An 18,347-nucleotide genomic window follows, 5' to 3' on the forward strand; every position below is an offset into this window, starting at 1 on the left:
TGAATAAAAGAACGTATCCACAGTGCAGGCTTACCTTTATACTAGCGGGCAATTGTTTAGAAACTGTCCACACGCTACTGAATGGAAAATTCCCGGTGAAGTTCGTAAAGTATTTATTCATCCTTGCAGTGACTTGCATTCTGCTTGGAGCCGCATCGATATATGGGCTATATCGTTATATCGAGCCTCAGTTGCCCGATGTCGCAACGTTGAAAGATGTCCGTTTACAAACGCCGATGCAGGTGCTCAGCGCCGACGGTGAGCTGATTGCCCAGTTCGGTGAGAAACGCCGCATTCCGCTAAAGTTGGGCCAGATTCCGCCTGAAATGGTCCACGCGTTTATCGCGACTGAAGACAGCCGCTTCTACGAGCACCACGGCGTCGATCCGATAGGGATTGTGCGTGCCGCAACTATCGCGTTGACCTCTGGACAGGCATCGCAAGGGGCGAGCACCATCACGCAGCAGTTGGCGCGTAACTTCTTTCTAAGCCCGGAACGCACGCTGATCCGTAAGATCAAAGAAGTGTTTCTGGCGATCCGTATCGAGCAGTTGCTGACCAAAGACGAGATCCTTGAGCTGTATCTCAACAAGATTTATCTCGGGTATCGCGCCTACGGGGTGGGGGCTGCCGCGCACGTTTACTTTGGCCGCTCAGTTGAACAACTGACGCTAAGCCAAATGGCCACTATCGCCGGTTTACCTAAAGCCCCGTCCACCTTTAACCCGCTCTACTCCTACGATCGCGCCGTCGCGCGCCGCAATGTGGTACTGGCTCGTATGCGCGATGAAAATTACATCACGCAGGCCCAGTACGATCAGGCGCGTAACGAGAAGCTGGTGGCCGACTACCACGCACCGGAGATTGCCTTCTCCGCGTCATATCTGGCCGAAATGGTGCGTCAGGAGATGGTGAAACGCTACGGTGAAGACGCTTATAACGATGGCTACAAGGTCTACACCACTATCACCAAGAAACGTCAGCTCGCCGCGGAAGAGGCGCTGCGCAATAACGTCATGGCCTATGATATGCGCCATGGCTACCGCGGCCCGGAAAAAGTGCTGTGGAAAGTGGGTGAAAGCGCCTGGGACCAAACGCGCATCATCAATGAACTGAAAAATACGCCCAGTTACGGCCCGCTAAACCCCGCCGTTATCACCCAAAGCGATGCCGACAAAGCCACCGCGTTGATGGCCGATGGCAGCAGCGTTGTTCTGCCGCTGGTGGGTATGAAATGGGCGCGTCCGTTTAAATCCGACGTACTGCAAGGGGCGATGCCGCGCCGCGTCACCGATGTGGTGCAAACCGGCCAGCAGGTATGGGTGCGTAAGGTAGGCAACGACTGGTGGCTGGGACAAGCGCCGGATGTCAACTCCGCGCTGGTGTCCATGAACCCGACCAACGGTGCCATTGAAGCGCTGGTGGGCGGCTTTGATTTCAATCAGAGCAAGTTCAACCGTGCCACGCAAGCGCTGCGCCAGATTGGTTCCAATATCAAACCTTTCCTGTATACCGCCGCCATGGATAAGGGACTGACGCTGGCCACTATCCTTAACGACGTGCCGATCACGCGTTGGGATGCAGGTGCAGGCTCAGACTGGAGTCCGAAGAACTCTCCGGCAACCTACGACGGTCCGATTCGCTTACGTCAAGGGCTGGGTCAGTCTAAAAACGTGGTGATGGTGCGTGCGATGCGCGCGATGGGCGTTGATTATGCGGCTGATTACCTACAGCGTTTCGGTTTCCCGCAGCAAAATATTGTGCGCACTGAATCGCTGGCGCTGGGCGCCGCGTCCTTCACGCCGCTCCAAGTGGTCAGAGGCTATGCGGTGATGGCCAACGGGGGCTACCTGGTTGACCCTTACTTCATTTCCCGTATCGAGAATGACACGGGCAACACGCTTTTTAACGCAACGCCGAAAACCGTGTGCGACACCTGCAATCTGCCGCTGGTTTATGGTGAAACACCGCGTTCTGCCGTACTCTCCACGGATAACATGGAAAACGTTGCCACTTCGCTAGAGCAGCAAGGTACGGTGCCTCAGCCACAGATTGATGCCGTCACGCCGACCGAAGCGCAGGTAAGTACACTACCGTATGCACCGCATGTCATCAGTACGCCGTTGTCATTTTTGATGAAAAGTGCGCTCAACAGTAACGTGTTTGGCGAACCCGGCTGGATGGGAACGGGCTGGCGTGCTGGTAAAGATTTGCAGCGCCATGACATCGGCGGCAAAACCGGCACCACCAACAGTTCCAAAGATGCCTGGTTCTCTGGCTACGGACCCAACCTTGTCACCTCGGTGTGGATTGGCTTTGATGACCATCGTCGCGATCTGGGGCGCAGCACGGTTTCTGGTGCGATTAAGGATCAGATCTCGGGTTATGAGGGAGGGGCAAAAAGCGCCCAACCTGCGTGGGATGATTATATGAAAGTCGCCCTGCAAGGCGTAGCAGAACAGCCGCTGACGCCGCCGCCGGGCGTTGTGACCGTCACCATCGATCGCTACACCGGTAAACTCTCCAGCGGCGGCAGCAACAGCCGTGCGGAATATTTTATCGATGGCACGCAGCCTACGGAATTCGAGGTCCATGAGGCAGGCACCACCTTGATGGAAAACGGTCAGAGCGAAGAACTGTTCTAACACGTCGCCACGGACGAGCACCTTCACGTCATTCCCGCGCAGGCGGGAATCGCTTACAGACGAAACGTGTTATTTCTGCAAGAAATCCCCGGCCTACGCCGGGGACGCCGGAGGTGTCTGTCCGGCCAGCCACTCGCGCGTTAAAAACAGTGCACTAACGTTACGCGCTTCGCGAAAATCCGGCTCCTGCAACAGGCCCAGCAGATTATCCAACGGCCAGCGCACCGGAATCAGCGGCTCAGGCTCATCCCCTTCTCGCGTCTGCGGATAAAGGTCACGCGCGACAACGATATTCATGCGGCTGGAGAAATAGGACGGCGCCAAGGTCAGCGTCGCCAGCAGCGACATCTGGTGTGCGCCGAATCCCGCTTCTTCCATCAATTCGCGATTCGCTGCTTCAAAAACGCTTTCCCCCGGATCGATGAGCCCTTTGGGGAACCCCAATTCATACTGCTCGATACCGACGGCGTATTCACGCACCAACACCAGCTGATTGTCGATAATCGGCACAATCATCACCGCTTCTCGCCCCGAGGGACGCATCCGTTCATACACCCGGCGCACGCCGTTACTGAACTCAAGATCAACCGATTCCACGTTAAACAGGCGCGAGCGGGCCACCGTCTCCACGTTCAAAATTTTCGGTTTTTTCAGATTATTATTCATAACTCTATTCGCCCTACGAGGCATTCCTGTGGCAACAAAAAATCTGAGACCCGTTAAAGAAAAGCGATGAGGAACGCAAAGCACTGACACCACTTTTCCGTAACGGGAACGCCGCAGAATGCAAAAAAAACGTTAATTTTCTTTTTTGATATTGCTCACATTGTGAGTTAACAGGCTATCTTACCGCAACTCCGATACGACTCAATTTATGCAATCGCAACAAATAACAAACATTACGGTTTTTCCCCGATAAAAATAAAAGTCAACACATCACAATAAATTCAGATTTTCCCCATGTTTTCTTATGATTTTCTCTTGGTAAGATCGACGAAATATAGGAAAAATTTATTGCGTTAATGAGTGATTCAAGCTGATTAACAATGACATACGGATTATCACTCTCGGGATAAGTTTGCTAGTATCCGAATTATCAGCGTTGGAATGAGGATGGCATGAGCACAATAGTTATTCTTTTATCCCTATTGTTTGCCTGTCTTATCGTCATCGGAAGTTACACTGGATACCGTATGCGTCGCCATTTGCCCTTTACAAAACCGTCCTTCGCCGTCATGCACGCGCGAGAACGCACATTAACGCACGATGAGCGTGCCGCCCTTGAGCGCTATTTGACACTCGCTAATCTGCAACTGTCAGCATCCAGCGCATTGCCCGTGTTACAACGGGCGCGACAGGATCCGCGCGTCTATGTGCTCACCCACAGCATTACGCGTTATAGCCTCACTACCAGCGCCGCAAATAAGTGGCGTTATTTCATTGATACACAAGAGATACACCTACCGGCTGACTGGGAAAAGTACATCACCGAAAACAACCATATTGAGCTGATTAGCACCCGCTCAATTCCGCTGGTCGTTGCGCTCAACGGACATTCCTTGAGTGAATGCGTTGAGCACAGCGATCAGAGTATTTTACCGCCGCCGTTAATACCTGAGCGTAATGCCTCAATTCGTGAAGAGGGGAATGAACGCGCCGAGCTGGTTGCCGTTCGCAAGGAGACGCGAGAAGAGTACGCGGTGCATCACGCGTCGGGCATTCGGGAAGCGCTGTTGATCTCACTGGCTTTTTTGCTGCTGTTTATCAGCCTGATGACGCCGTTGACGGTGATGCCCTGGCTTGCTGCCGCCGCTGTGCTGTTGGCGGCCTGGAGCGGCTGGCAGCTGTTTCGCGCGCCCTCTGAGCGTGAACTGCAAGAAGTACATTGTCTTAATGGTACGCCACAGTGCCTCGGCCTGTTCGGTGAATCGAACCAGGAGCAGATTGGCAATATTTCCCTGGGCAATATCGATCTTATCTATCCGCCCCATTGGCAACCTTATATCGCCTACGATCTGGCGCAGAAGACTCAGGTCGATATCTATCTGAATCGTCAGGTGGTTCGTCAGGGCGAATTTCTCTCGCTCCATGAGGAAGTCAGTCGCTTCCCGCTCCAGCGCTTTGGAAAAAACCTGATTCTCTCTGCGGGTGCGCTACTTCCGCTTATCCTGCTGCTCAGTTTCTTGCCGTTGGAATTACCGCTCAACCTGAGCATGAGCTGGCTGCAAGGCGCGCAGAATATCAAAGTGGTGCAGGTTGACGAATTACAAAACGCTCACCTGAAAATCGGCGATAAATTGGATATTCAGAGCACCGGCATGTGCGATGTGCCTGCGGGCAACCGCTATCCGGGCAACGTAAAGCCTTATGCCTTTACCCCGTTTGATTGCTCTGCCATCTACTGGAACAAGGCCGGGTCGTTACCGCTACCTGAATCAGACGTGATCGAAAAAGCCTCAGCGTTACTGTCCGTGGTGAACGCACAGTTGCATCCCGTGACCAACGATGAAGGCAAAGTCAGCACGCAGCTCGCGTCCGCCATTCAGAAATCAGGCATGGTACTGCTCAACAATTTCTCTGATATTGTGCTGAAAACCCAGGAGCTGTGTACGCGTGAAGAGGATTGTACTCGGCTGAAAAATGCGCTGGTCAATCTGGGCAATGTGAAAACCTGGGATGCCTTGGTCAGACGCGCAAAATCAGGATCGCTTAAGGGGATGAACGTACTGCTGCGCTCGGTTAATGCTGAATCCCTGGAAACGTTGGTGGTCAGCGCCACGGAGTCATTTTTCTATCAAGAGATTAACGCCGCCACCGATTTGCTAAATAGCCCGCCACCCAGCGGCTTTCTTATCCGCAGTGACGAAGGTCGCCAGCTCGTAAACTACCCGCTGCCGCCCAAACCGTTTAATGAATATCATGCAACAGAGCAATGGCAAGAGTTGCAACGGCTTTCCGCCATGCTGCTGCACACGCCCTTTAGCGCTAAAGGGGTCATCACGCAACTCTCCACCGATGCCAACGGAACGCAGCACATCAATTTACGCAGCGATCCCGACGCTATCACGCTGTGGCGCTACTTCGGCACCGGTTTATTGATGCTGGTGCTCTCGGTAGTACTGGTTGCCAATTTGGCGTTGATGCTGGTAAAAATGCGCAAAAGCCAGCAGCGCGAACGCGATATCAAGCAGTACTACGATACCTGCTTTTCAACCCGACTCGCTACGCCTATCTTGATGGAAGGCCGCGCCTACCGGATGAATGACTAGGCGCGTCTAAACACGCCCCGTTGCTGACGACCGCAGAGAACATGCCACCGACGCCATGCGATACGGTGTTTTCTTGCACCATGCCCCACCGCCCTACCGGAGTACCGATGCCGCAAAATCTCAATTGGAATGATATCGATACCGTTATCCTGGACATGGATGGCACCCTGCTGGACCTGGCCTTTGACAGCTACTTCTGGCTGCAACGGGTGCCAGAACAACTCAGCGTAGAGAGAAAGATTTCCCTGAGTGAAGCCAAAAAAGTGATAGAGAAAGAGTATCACGCCGTTCAACACACATTGAACTGGTACTGCTTTGATTACTGGAGTGAACGCCTCGGTTTTGATATCTATCAGATGACCAGTGAGATAGGCGCACGCGCCCGTTTGCGAGCCGATACCGAGCCGTTTCTCACCGCATTGGCCGCCAGTGGCAAACAGCGCGTATTGCTCACCAACGCCCATCCGCACGGTCTGGCAGTAAAAATGGCGCATACCGGGCTCGACAGACACCTTGATTTATTACTTTCCACCCATACGTATGGGTATCCGAAGGAACATCAGCAACTGTGGCAACAGGTGCACGCGCAGGTAGGGTTTGATCCAGAACGCACGTTGTTTATCGATGACAGCGAACCGATTCTGGATGCGGCCAAAGCGTTTGGCCTGCGTTACTGTCTGGGGGTCACCAACCCGGACTCAGGCCAGCAGGAGAAATCTTTTGATCGCCATCCGGCCATGAATGATTATCTGGCGTTCCTGCCCGCCTTACGCATGGCACAACGCACGTCCTGATAATGTGTCTATGTTCAAGGCGTTTATGAACAAGAGGTTGCTATGAAAGAGAAGACCGAGTCAGATGACAGTATTCGCCTGGACAAATGGCTCTGGGCCGCTCGATTCTACAAAACCCGGGCTATCGCGCGCGAAGCCATCGATGGCGGTAAGGTGCATTACAATGGGCAACGGGCCAAGCCCAGCAAGCTGGTAGAACTGGATGCTGAAATCAAACTGCGTCAGGGCAACGACGAACGCACCGTGCTGGTCTGAGCCCTCAGTTCACAACGTCGGTCGGCACCTGAAGCGCAATTGCTGTATCGGGAGACCGAGCAAAGCGTCGAAAAACGCGAAAAGATCTCCTTGGCACGCAAGATGAACGCCCTGACGATGCCGCACCCGGATCGTCGTCCCGATAAAAAAGAACGGCGCGATCTGATAAAATTTAAATATACGCCCTAAATAATTCGAGTTGCAGGAAGGCGGCAAGCGCTGGCCCGAAGGGTGAATCTCAGGGATGAGTGTCATTAATCCCGATGAGCTTACTTGGGTAAGTGATTTGGGTGACCGCATGCAGCCACGTAAAATATGACGGGCGCAGCAATTCAGAGTAGTTCCTGACCATGAAGAGAGAAACCATGTCCAACCATGACCAACTGCACCGTTATCTGTTTGAAAATCATGCCGTTCGCGGCGAGTTGGTGACGGTCAGTAATACCTACCAACAGATTCTGGATAACCACGACTACCCGGCGCCTGTGCGCCTGATTCTGGGTGATATGCTTGCCGCCACCAGCCTGCTGACGGCGACGTTGAAGTTCAATGGCGATATCACCGTACAGCTTCAGGGCGACGGTCCGCTGAAACTCGCCGTCATTAACGGTAATAACCAGCAGCAAATGCGCGGTGTTGCCCGTTTGCAAGGTGAGATTACACCCGACGCGACGCTGCGTGGCATGGTCGGCAATGGTTATCTGGTGATCACCATTACCCCCGAGGAAGGCGAGCGTTATCAAGGGGTGGTCGGTCTGGAAGGGGATTCGGTTGCCAGTTGTCTGGAGAACTATTTCCTACAATCCGAGCAGTTGCCTACCCGGCTGTTTATTCGCAGCGGGGAGCATGAAGGCCGCCCGGTTGCTGCAGGCATGCTGCTGCAAGTGCTGCCGGCGCAGCACGTCGGCCACGACGATTTTGATCATCTGGTGCAATTGACAACAACCATCAAAAACGAAGAGTTGTTTACCCTGCCTGCGAACGAGGTGTTGTACCGCCTTTACCATCAGGAATCGGTGACGCTTTACGAGCCGCAGGCCGTATCGTTTCACTGTCACTGTTCGCGTGAACGTTGCGCAGATGCATTAATGACGCTGTCGGATGCCGATCTGCATGAGATGCTGGAACAGGAACAAGAAATCGATATGCATTGCGATTACTGCGGTACTCACTACCTGTTCAGCGCCAGCGAAATCAGTGACATTCGTCACGCCAGCGCTGACGCCACAAGGCATTGATCGCATAAGACATTGATAGCATGTTACTGACTAAACGGGCACTTCGGTGCCCGTTTTCATTTTTCGCCCCCACAGGAGAAGAATCGTTTCACTTAACGAAAATTAAACAAACCCATGTCTTAAATTATTTAATTTTATGATTGTTATCCCAGCTAAAATAGGCTTACTCCGTACAATGATTATTAGTATGACTATAACTATTGAGGAGTAGCGATATGCAGATCAAAGGTATTGCACCACAAGCCCTCGCCGCTTATGGAATCCGCGATGTCAGCGAGATTGTCTACAATCCGAGTTATGAAGTACTTTTCCAGGAGGAGGTTGCTCCCGACCTGGAGGGATATGAACGCGGTCGAGAAACTAAACTGGGCGCTATCGCCGTCGACACCGGCGTTTTTACCGGTCGTTCGCCCAAAGATAAATATATCGTTCGTGATGACACCTCACGTGAACACGTGTGGTGGTCGGATCAAGGCAAAGGCAAGAACGATAACCACCCCATGACGCAAGAAGTCTGGAGTCACCTGAAACAGTTGGTGACCGAGCAACTGTCTGGCAAACGTCTGTTTGTCATCGATGCCTTCTGCGGTGCCAACCCCGATACCCGCCTCAAAGTGCGTTTTATCACTGAGGTTGCCTGGCAGGCCCACTTCGTCAAAAACATGTTTATTCGCCCACAAGAGGATGAACTCACACAATTTGAGCCCGATTTCATCGTGATGAACGGGGCGAAATGTACCAATCCGCAATGGCAGGAGCAGGGGCTAAACTCAGAGAATTTTGTCGCGTTCAACCTGACGGAGCGGATCCAACTGATCGGCGGCACCTGGTACGGCGGCGAAATGAAAAAAGGGATGTTCTCTATCATGAACTACCTGCTGCCGCTCAAAGGCATCGCCTCTATGCACTGCTCTGCCAACGTCGGTGAAAAAGGGGATGTGGCCATCTTCTTCGGCCTGTCCGGCACCGGAAAAACCACGCTGTCCACCGATCCGAAGCGCCAGTTGATTGGCGACGACGAGCACGGCTGGGATGATGACGGCGTGTTCAACTTTGAAGGTGGCTGCTACGCAAAAACCATCAAGCTGTCGAAAGAAGCGGAACCGGATATTTACGGTGCCATCAAACGCGATGCGCTGCTGGAGAATGTCACGGTACGGGAAGATGGCAGCGTGGATTTCAACGATGGCAGTAAAACGGAGAACACCCGCGTCTCCTATCCCATTTACCACATTCATAACATCGTCAAACCGGTTTCCAAAGCGGGACACGCCCGTAAGGTGATCTTCCTGACGGCCGATGCCTTCGGCGTGCTGCCGCCGGTATCACGCCTTACGCCCGACCAGACACAGTATCATTTCCTGTCCGGCTTCACCGCCAAACTGGCAGGCACAGAGCGCGGGATCACCGAGCCTACCCCAACGTTTTCCGCCTGCTTTGGTGCGGCGTTTCTGTCGCTCCATCCCACACGTTATGCCGAAGTGCTGGTAAAACGCATGAAAGCCGCGGGTGCACAGGCCTATCTGGTCAACACTGGCTGGAACGGTTCGGGAAAACGCATCTCAATTAAAGACACCCGTGCCATCATTGATGCCATTCTGAATGGCAGCATTGATGATGCCGAAATGCATACGTTGCCGATCTTCAATCTGGCTATCCCGCGCTCACTGCCCGGCGTCGATGTTCAGATTCTGGATCCACGCAACACTTACGCCAGCCGGGCGAAGTGGCAAGAGAAAGCCGAAGATTTGGCGCAGCGTTTCTGCACCAACTTCGACAAATATACCGATACCCCTGCCGGTCAGGCGCTGGTGAGCGCCGGGCCAGAAATTGGGGCGGAAATCACGCCATAAAACGCAAAAGCGCGGGCAAGCCCGCGCTTTTTTTCTTCTGCGTTAACCGCCCTGTTTCACCCTTCTGACGTCTCTTTTTCAACCGTTGACGGCCCTTCTTTAGACTGCTCGTAGGGTAAAGGCAAATAAGCGCGCACGCACAGCCCTCCACGCTCGCTGGTGCCCACGTCTAACGCTCCGTCATGCGCATCAATGATACGCTGCACGATTGCCAGCCCTAATCCTGTACCGCTGGTAGTACGCGCGCTGTCGCCGCGCACAAACGGTTGGAATAGATGCGCCAACTGAGCAGGATCGATACCGGGACCATCATCCTCCACCTGGAACCAGACGCGTTGCAGTTCTCGTCCGCTGCTCACCTTGATCCAACCATTACCATAGCGCGTAGCATTGACCACCAGATTCAGCGCCGCGCGTTTGATGGAGAGCGGGCTGATACGAACCATCAGTTCACCGTCGGAGAAATCGCTGTCAATCTGGCGCTCATAGCCGCTCTCAGCCGCCACAACTTCGCCCAGAATACTGTTGAGATCCGCCGCTTCCATCTGCATCTCCTGACCGGTACGCAGATAGTCGATAAACTGTTCGATAATGGCATTACACTCTTCAATATCCTTGTTGATGGACTCAGCCAGGTAGTCATCATCCTTGCTCATCATCTCGGTCGCCAGCCGGATACGTGTTAACGGCGTGCGTAAATCGTGGCTGACGCCCGCCATCAATAGCGTACGATCGTCAGCCAGCAGTTTGACTCCCGACGCCATCTGGTTAAAAGCGCACGTTACCGAGCGCACCTCGGAAGCACCATATTCACGCAACGCGGGCGGAATAATGCCTTTCCCCACTTGCAGCGCAGCATACTCCAGCTCCACCAGCGGCCGGTTTTGCAAACGAATAAACAGCCACGCCCCGCCGATGACGAGCAGCATAATCGCCAGCGTGTACCTGAATAGCGGAGAAAAATCGCCCTGATGGATTTCCGTCAGGGGCACCCTTACCCAGATATCGGGTGAAAGCCAGGTTTTCAACCACACCACGGGGGTATTTTTGCTGACTTCAACGCGTACATCCGTCGGGCCGCCAAGCTGCTGCGCCATTTGCTGGCTCAAAAACTTGTAGTGCTGCGCCCAACGCAGGCCACTTTCCTCCGCCGCGGCATTGGTATACAGGGAAATCCCCAGCTCGCGATAGATTTCACGCCGGAACGCCGGTGGCACTTCCAGCGAAGAGCCATCCTCCAGTTGCAGCCTGTCGGTCATCAGCATACGCACTTCGTAGGCCAAGACTTTGTTGAACTGCTGCAAGCTTGGCAAAATGGCGAAGTTGAGCACCACCAGATAGGTGGTGACCAGGCTGACAAACAACAGGGTAACAATCAGCAACAGCGTCCGGGCAAACGAACTGCGCGGAGAAAAGCGCCATCGTCTCATGCTTTACTGCCGTCCGGCACAAAGACGTATCCCAGGCCCCAGACGGTTTGGATATAGCGCGGATGCGCCGGATCTTCCTCCACCATGCGACGCAGCCGCGAGATCTGCACGTCGATGGAGCGTTCCATGGCGCTGTATTCACGACCACGCGCCAGGTTCATCAGTTTATCGCGAGATAATGGTTCACGCGGGTGGCTGACCAATGCTTTCAACACCGCAAACTCCCCGCTGGTCAACGGCATCGGCTCGTCATCGCGAAACATTTCGCGCGTGCCAAGGTTAAGCTTGAACCTGCCAAAGGCGATCACCGCTTCTTCCTGTGAGGGCGCCCCCGGCAACTCGTTCGCCTGACGGCGCAGCACAGCTCGGATGCGCGCCAGCAGCTCACGCGGGTTAAACGGTTTAGGAATGTAGTCATCAGCGCCAATTTCCAGGCCAACGATACGATCCACCTCTTCCCCTTTCGCCGTCACCATAATGATGGGCATCGGGTTGCTTTGGCTGCGCAGGCGGCGGCAAATCGAGAGGCCATCTTCGCCCGGCAACATCAGGTCCAGCACCATCAGGTGAAAGGACTCACGCGTCAGTAAACGATCCATCTGTTCAGCATTGGCTACGCTACGTACTTGAAAACCTTGCTCCGTCAGGTAACGCTCCAGCAGTGCGCGCAGGCGCATATCATCATCTACTACCAGAATTTTATAATTTTCTTGCATTTTCATTCTCCAAAAGCGTAATCGCTGCCGATGCCCGTATTGTTCAAAAACCTATGAATTACTGACAGTCGTTTCTGGTATATATTGCAGGCAAAATTGTTACAAAGCATAATAAAATAGGGATTAATCAATCATTTCCTTCATTTTACAAGCGCAATCGCCTTAGGATGTAGCAACGCCTATACTGCTCACAGTGTATCAACGCCGCGCTATGCGTACTCGTAATAACCGATGATGGCTGCAAACGATGAAAACCGATCTTATCACCCGTGAAGGTTACGACATGCTCTACAAAGAGCTTAACTATCTTTGGAAAGAACGTCGTCCAGAAATTACAGAAAAAGTGGCTTGGGCGGCAAGTTTAGGCGATCGCAGTGAAAATGCCGACTACCAATATAACAAGCGGCTGTTGCGCGAAATAGACCGCCGGGTACGCTACTTGCGCAAACGTCTGGAAATCGTTCGTGTCGTCGATTACTCCCCTCAGCAAGAAGGCAAAGTGTTCTTCGGTGCCTGGGTTGAAGTAGAAAACGAGCAAGGCGACCAGATGCGCTTTCGCATCGTTGGCCCTGATGAGATCTATGGGCGTAAAGACTATATTTCAATCGACGCCCCCATGGCGCGGGCATTGCTGAAAAAAGAACGCGACGAAGAGGTGAAAGTAAAAACACCTTCGGGCGAAAAAACGTGGTACGTAAACCAGATAACCTATAATGCACCCGCCGAGTGATCGCCCGGCCGCGTATTTACCCACACCGTCACCACGGTGTTACAGGTTGCAGGGGTGACATCAACGGATATTGCAGGCCAATTTTGACCACGCGGTGCTGATAAGGTAGACATCACGCGTCAGCATTTCGAACTCCAGAATATCATTTTCTCCGATCATCGAGAAAGCATCATCGGGTGCATTGTCCTCCGGGTTTTTATCCAGTGCGACATTCTTGACCAACAGGCGATTTTCATTCCAGACGGAGTCAAAACTGAACGTGCGCTGTATGGTCCGGGGAATATCATCTTCACCGATAAACACACCATCAATAAAAATTAATGCACGATTTTTATCGCTTAAATAAACATTGACATCATATTCTTTCCTTATTTTATATTTTTCATTCCCCTCACTGACCCTCACCTCGCCACAACAAATCACCGGCTTGTGAAAAGACTGACGTTTAAAATAATAGGGCCCCACTAATAGAACCACCACCAATAATAACAGGCTAAACCATACCATTTTATTGCCAAGATTATTTTTCAACATAGGTCGTACATCCTTTTCCGCGTTTGCTACATGCAATGATGATGCGATTTTTTTTCATTCCTAAACTGTGCAACGGTATCGTCTTTGATGAAATAAACAAAACATGATCCTCACAGAGTTCCTGATAACCCGCGATCGAGTCGCGGTTGACCTCATCCTGTAATGCAAAAACATCACATTTATTAATCATATTGACTCTGACAAAAGGTCGATAAGGGAAACGACCAGAAAATGACACCATAATCAAAATAAATAGCAGAATCATGCCGATGATAAAAATAATCTTGGTCGTATAGCCTATCTGGAACCGATGAGACGTATTTTCTGGCGCAGCCAATCGGGGATTTACACCACGGGCCGGTTCGTTCATCGATGTCTTCCCCGTCGTGCGAACATCTGTTTGTTGTTTGGAATAGGCTTCAATGCTGTCGACATGAAAAACAATACCTGATTTCGGGACAGTGACAATAGCTTCCGCCAAGCCAAAATTACGTAATACCTTTCTAAGCAATGAGATATAATTATTGAGATTACTAATGGAAGGAGAAAGTGAATACTTTTCTAGTGCCTCTCGCAGCAACAATTCACGGCTTAATGTAACCCCCGGATTATCAATCAGAGTAGCGAGTATGCGTGCAATAGGCGCGCTCAATGAAATAGCTTCACCTTCACGATCGCGCCAAGATAAAGTTCCCTCTCCATCATTGAAAATGATGGTTTGATTAATCAAGTAGGCCATAAAAACCTCTGGGATAAGCAAGTATTATTTTAAAAATAACCTAACCCTATTGATGATATGTTTATTTACACGAAGCATAGGAAATGGAAATCCTGCGATATATATCTTAGATCGCTCATTAACGCCCATGAGAATATTGGTTTAAACAATACCTTTACGCCATACCTTTACACGACGACATAAAAAGAGTTGAGCCGTAGCATAAAAATTTGCTCGTTTATTGTCAAAGATTATTTAAAGCTGTTTTAGATTGTTATTTCCCATAAAAAATACAAGCACGTTTTTTGAAAGAAAATACGAGTAACCCTATGCCAATCGAAGATAAACAAAAAAAATAAAAAAACACTAACCTCTTGAACATAGTGAACATCGAAAATGAATAGGGCCACGCTCTTCGCCGTAAGGTGATACATTAAACCTATTAAAATCATATCAATTCAAGCTTTAGCCTATAAATAATAAAAACAAATTTTACGATTTGAAAAAAGAGGTTACCTGTAAATACTGCGACAAATAATAACATAAGTAAACTATAGTCAGGAAGATTATTCAAAAAACAATACAAGCGCGGGTAAATCCCCGAGAGATGAAATCATCGTTGCGGTTGATCGCCTTGCCTAAGGTTTATTCTGCTGTCCGATCGCCGATTGAACATGATAATTGCGAATAATTTCGCAATTATCATGACCTGGTTGCCAATACGATGTGCTTATTACGCATGATGCACGCCATCGCGGGATTCCCCCTCCCCGAAAACCTTTCCTTATGTGTTATCGGCTTAAAGACTTCACGTTATAGGGAGAAGGTGCAGAAGCGCGGCCCACGCCAATAAAAATGAAAACGTGGCGGGGATAAGATTATTTTTGTGTTGACATAAATGTGTCACTTCGATCGCTTAATTTGGCCTCGAAGTGTCACGGGAGACTCGAATATGTTCAGCGTAGATGCCATCCTGCAAGACCTTGCACCACACCGTCAAACGCCATCCTGGCAGCGCTCTCTTCTACGCGCACTGCTGTTTGAGCGCGAAATGCAACAATTCGCCGAACGTTACCCCCATCTGAAAGGCCTGGATCTGGTCGAACAAATTCTGGACTATTTCAATTTCACCTGTGAAATGGTGGAGGGAGATTTAGAAAACATCCCTAGCCAAGGGCCGGTGGTGCTGGTCGCCAACCATCCGATCGGCTCACTGGATGGTCTGGCGCTGCTGCGCGCGGTGGCGAGCGTTCGCCCTGACGTGCGTATTTTAGCCAGCCAAGTACTCTCCTACATTACCCCGTTAAAAGGGGTGCTGCTCGCCGTCGATAACGTTAACAACCGCACCAAGCGTTCACAAATCAATGCGATACAGCAGCACCTCAGTCAGGAGGGTGCCATCATTCTGTTTCCGGCAGGCGAAGTGTCACGCGTTAGCCTACGAGGGATTCGCGATGGGCATTGGCACAGCGGTTTTATTCGCATGGCAAGCAAAGCCCGTGCGCCCGTCGTTCCCATTCACATCAGCGGGCGCAACAGCATCTTGTTCTACCTCTCTTCTTTACTCTACCGGCCACTCTCAACGCTGCTGTTGGTCCGAGAAATGTTTCAACAACGCAGCCAGAAGCTCAAAATCCGCATTGGCGCGCGCATTCCCTATGCCACCTGGAGCCACGGAGAGTGGAATGCCAACGATGTTGCAGCCCGTTTCCGCCGCCATGTCTATCGACTGGGCCTGGGTAAACCCGGTACTTTCCTGGGAGAAAAACCGATTGCTCTGGCGGAAGATCGCGCCGCGCTGAAGCACGCGTTAACCGTGTGTGAAACCTTAGGCACCACCCCTGACGGTAAGGTCGTTTACCTCTATCGGCGCGGTGAGGAGGGATATGTGCCGATTCTGCGCGAACTGGGGCGGTTGCGAGAAATCGCGTTCCGCGCCGTCGGAGAAGGCTCAGGCCAGCGGCGCGATCTGGACAGCTATGACGACGACTACCTGCATCTGATTTTATGGGATGAAAAGGAGTTGGAAATTGTCGGAGCCTACCGTTTCAGCCTACCGCGCAGCAAATTGCCCATAAAGGCGTTAACGGTCTTTATAGCCACAGCTTGTTTCAGTATGGGGCAGAGATGGATCCGATTCTGGCTCAGGGCATTGAATTGGGACGAAGCTTTATTCAGCCCAAATATTGGGGAAAACGTGGGCTCGACTATCTGTGGCTGGGGATTGGCGCCTATCTGGCCCGTTACCCGCAATATCGCTATCTGTTCGGTCCGGTGTCGCTTTCCGGCACCCTGCCACCGCACGCGCGGGATCTGCTGGTTGCCTTTTATCGCCTGTACTTCTCACCGAGTCAGCCAATGGCTACCTCACGTCGGCCTTATCCGGCCTCGTTGCCCGATGTGTTAAAACAGTTTGAAGGCACCGACTATCAACAAGATCTGACGCGGCTAAAAAGCATGCTCAACAACATGGGATGTGCGATTCCCACACTGTACAAGCAATATTCTGAGGTCTGTGAAACCGGCGGTGTACAGTTTATCGATTTCGGTATCGACCCTGATTTTAACAACTGCATCGATGGCCTGGTGCTGGTGGATATGACACAGCTCAAACCGTCTCGCTACCAGCGCTATGTGGCTCCCTTCCTACCGGAGCCGCAGCAGATTCCGCAAGAGCACGCGTAGCCATCGTTCTTCTTTGTTACCGCCATCCTCCGTTTTCACGGAGGATGGCTGACGCACTATTTCAACTGAGATGCGTAGTCCCGACGCGGTTGGCCGGTATAAATCTGGCAGGGACGATAGATTTTGGGTTCCTGAGTATGCAGTTCCTTCCAGTGGGCAATCCAGCCGATAGTGCGGCCTACCGCAGAAATAACCGGGAACATGGAGGGCGGCAGGCCCATGGCTTTCAGGATCACCGCCGTGTAGAAATCCACGCTCGGATAGAGCCGGTGCTCAAGGAAATAGGGATCGGTCATGGCGATATGTTCCAGTTCCATCGCCACTTGCATCAGATTATCTTTCGGCCCCATCTCATTGAGCACTTCATGGCAGGTTTTTCGCAGCACGGCCGCACGCGGGTCAAAATGGTGATACACCGAGTTACCAAAGCCCAGCAAACGGAACGAGTCGCGGCGATCTTTAGCCCGCGGGAACACGCTCAACGGTATTGATCTCTTCGAGCATGCGCATACAGGCTTCATTAGCACCGCCATGGTTGGGTCCCCACATGGTTGCCAGCCCGGCAGCAATGCGCGCAAAGGGGTTAGCGCCGGAGGAACCGGATGCTCTCACTGCGGTGGTAGAGGGACATTGGCCGTGATCGGCGTGCAGAATCAGCACCCGGTTCATTGCACGTTCCAGCACCGGGTTGACTTCATACTTTTCTGCCGGAACGGAAAACAGCATATGCAGGAAACTGCCAGTATAAGAGAGGCTGTTGCGCGGATAAGCCGCTGGTTGCTCAATGGAGAATTTATAGCTCATGGCGGCCAGCGTCGGCATCTTCGACAACAGGCGCAGCGCCGCCAGCTCGCGGTGCTCTTCGTTGTGAATATCCAGCACGTCGTGATAAAACGCCGCCAGCGCCCCAACCACGGCGCACATCAGCGCCATCGGGTGCGAGTCGCGACGAAACCCGCTGACCATACGCGAGATTTGCTCATGAATCATGGTATGCCGTGTGATGCTGTTGACAAACTGATCGTACTGTTCACGATTCGGCGCATCACCGTGCAGCATGATGTAACACACTTCGGTAAAATCACACTTCTCAGCCAGTTGCTCCACCGGGAACCCGCGATGCAGCAGCACGCTATTGGCAGCGTCAATGTAGGTGATGGCGGATTCACACCCGGCTGTGTTATTGAACCCCGGATCGTAGCTGCACAGCCCCTGCGCACCTAAAGGACGTACGTCTACGGCCTCTTTGCCCAACACGCCCGCGCGCACGTTGAGCGCAATGTTCTTTTTTCCTTCCATCGTCAGGATGGATTTCTTGACTGTCATTATTCTTTCTCCCGTCCGAATGCGCCTTTCACCAACATGACACCCCATAACGCGAATCTGCGCCGCATTACCGTAACACAGCCAGAGCACACTCCGTACCGCACCTTTCCTTAATACGCGAAAAAAGGCTTTAAATTCGAACAATTCGCTGAAA

General features: G+C 52.0%; 12 protein-coding genes and 3 pseudogenes. 9 read left to right on the forward strand and 6 right to left on the reverse strand.

Annotated elements, in window-relative coordinates:
• The first annotated feature begins 95 nt into the window (after window positions 1-95).
• Window positions 96-2,645 carry a peptidoglycan glycosyltransferase/peptidoglycan DD-transpeptidase MrcA gene (gene mrcA, locus K6K13_RS21635; RefSeq protein WP_222158790.1) on the forward strand — a complete coding sequence of 850 codons (2,550 nt, stop codon included), beginning with the start codon at window positions 96-98 and terminating at the stop codon, window positions 2,643-2,645.
• 93 nt (window positions 2,646-2,738) lie between these two features.
• On the opposite strand, the gene nudE is transcribed toward mrcA, so the two are convergent.
• Window positions 2,739-3,311 carry an ADP compounds hydrolase NudE gene (nudE, locus tag K6K13_RS21640; protein ID WP_222158791.1) on the reverse strand — a complete coding sequence of 191 codons (573 nt, stop codon included), beginning with the start codon at window positions 3,309-3,311 and terminating at the stop codon, window positions 2,739-2,741.
• Between the two features lie 452 nt (window positions 3,312-3,763).
• Between nudE and K6K13_RS21645 the strand changes: the two genes are divergently transcribed.
• The 5 genes and pseudogenes from K6K13_RS21645 to pckA all read left to right on the forward strand — a co-directional run bounded on the left by K6K13_RS21645 (window position 3,764) and on the right by pckA (window position 10,054).
• Window positions 3,764-5,914, forward strand: a complete 2,151-nt coding sequence (locus K6K13_RS21645; RefSeq protein ID WP_222158792.1) for an IgaA/UmoB family intracellular growth attenuator — start codon at window positions 3,764-3,766, stop codon at window positions 5,912-5,914.
• Window positions 5,915-6,021: 107 nt separating this feature from the next.
• Window positions 6,022-6,708: a GMP/IMP nucleotidase gene (gene yrfG / locus K6K13_RS21650; RefSeq protein ID WP_222158793.1), complete on the forward strand. Its 687-nt coding sequence runs from the start codon at window positions 6,022-6,024 to the stop codon at window positions 6,706-6,708.
• Between the two features lie 42 nt (window positions 6,709-6,750).
• Window positions 6,751-7,152 (forward strand): annotated as a pseudogene (gene hslR / locus K6K13_RS21655) (ribosome-associated heat shock protein Hsp15).
• Window positions 7,153-7,328: 176 nt separating this feature from the next.
• Complete coding sequence (gene hslO / locus K6K13_RS21660; RefSeq protein WP_222158794.1) at window positions 7,329-8,201, forward strand: Hsp33 family molecular chaperone HslO; 873 nt, start codon at window positions 7,329-7,331, stop codon at window positions 8,199-8,201.
• A gap of 215 nt (window positions 8,202-8,416) precedes the next feature.
• Window positions 8,417-10,054 (forward strand): phosphoenolpyruvate carboxykinase (ATP), encoded by a 1,638-nt coding sequence (gene pckA, locus K6K13_RS21665; protein ID WP_222158795.1) that lies wholly within the window; start codon window positions 8,417-8,419, stop codon window positions 10,052-10,054.
• 56 nt (window positions 10,055-10,110) lie between these two features.
• Here the strand turns inward: pckA and envZ are convergent, their stop codons facing one another.
• Window positions 10,111-11,484 carry a two-component system sensor histidine kinase EnvZ gene (gene envZ / locus K6K13_RS21670; RefSeq protein WP_222158796.1) on the reverse strand — a complete coding sequence of 458 codons (1,374 nt, stop codon included), beginning with the start codon at window positions 11,482-11,484 and terminating at the stop codon, window positions 10,111-10,113.
• Entirely contained in the window at window positions 11,481-12,200 is a 720-nt protein-coding gene (gene ompR / locus K6K13_RS21675) for an osmolarity response regulator transcription factor OmpR (RefSeq protein WP_222158797.1), read from the reverse strand. Before ompR ends, envZ begins: the two co-directional genes overlap by 4 nt.
• 247 nt (window positions 12,201-12,447) lie before the next feature.
• On the opposite strand from ompR, the gene greB reads away from it, so the two are divergent.
• On the forward strand, window positions 12,448-12,930 hold the full coding sequence (gene greB / locus K6K13_RS21680) for a transcription elongation factor GreB (RefSeq protein WP_222158798.1): 483 nt from the start codon (window positions 12,448-12,450) through the stop codon (window positions 12,928-12,930).
• A gap of 60 nt (window positions 12,931-12,990) precedes the next feature.
• On the opposite strand, the gene K6K13_RS21685 is transcribed toward greB, so the two are convergent.
• Together K6K13_RS21685 and K6K13_RS21690 are read right to left on the reverse strand one after the other, a co-directional pair.
• Window positions 12,991-13,464: a FidL gene (locus K6K13_RS21685; protein WP_252120375.1), complete on the reverse strand. Its 474-nt coding sequence runs from the start codon at window positions 13,462-13,464 to the stop codon at window positions 12,991-12,993.
• Window positions 13,451-14,203, reverse strand: a complete 753-nt coding sequence (locus K6K13_RS21690) for a winged helix-turn-helix domain-containing protein (protein WP_222158799.1) — start codon at window positions 14,201-14,203, stop codon at window positions 13,451-13,453. The genes K6K13_RS21685 and K6K13_RS21690 overlap by 14 nt, the downstream gene beginning before the upstream one ends.
• A gap of 1,030 nt (window positions 14,204-15,233) precedes the next feature.
• On the opposite strand from K6K13_RS21690, the pseudogene K6K13_RS23665 reads away from it, so the two are divergent.
• Both K6K13_RS23665 and K6K13_RS23670 read left to right on the forward strand, forming a co-directional pair.
• Window positions 15,234-16,339: pseudogene (locus tag K6K13_RS23665) on the forward strand (1-acyl-sn-glycerol-3-phosphate acyltransferase); the annotation flags it as partial.
• 201 nt (window positions 16,340-16,540) lie between these two features.
• Window positions 16,541-16,867 carry a hypothetical protein gene (locus tag K6K13_RS23670; RefSeq protein WP_350338164.1) on the forward strand — a complete coding sequence of 109 codons (327 nt, stop codon included), beginning with the start codon at window positions 16,541-16,543 and terminating at the stop codon, window positions 16,865-16,867.
• 56 nt (window positions 16,868-16,923) lie between these two features.
• On the opposite strand, the pseudogene K6K13_RS21700 reads toward K6K13_RS23670, so the two are convergent.
• Window positions 16,924-18,193, reverse strand: a pseudogene (locus K6K13_RS21700) (citrate synthase).
• Window positions 18,194-18,347: the final 154 nt, after the last annotated feature.

The sequence above is a fragment of the Symbiopectobacterium purcellii genome, from assembly GCF_019797845.1.
In the GTDB taxonomy this organism is placed as follows: Bacteria; Pseudomonadota; Gammaproteobacteria; order Enterobacterales; family Enterobacteriaceae; genus Symbiopectobacterium; species Symbiopectobacterium purcellii.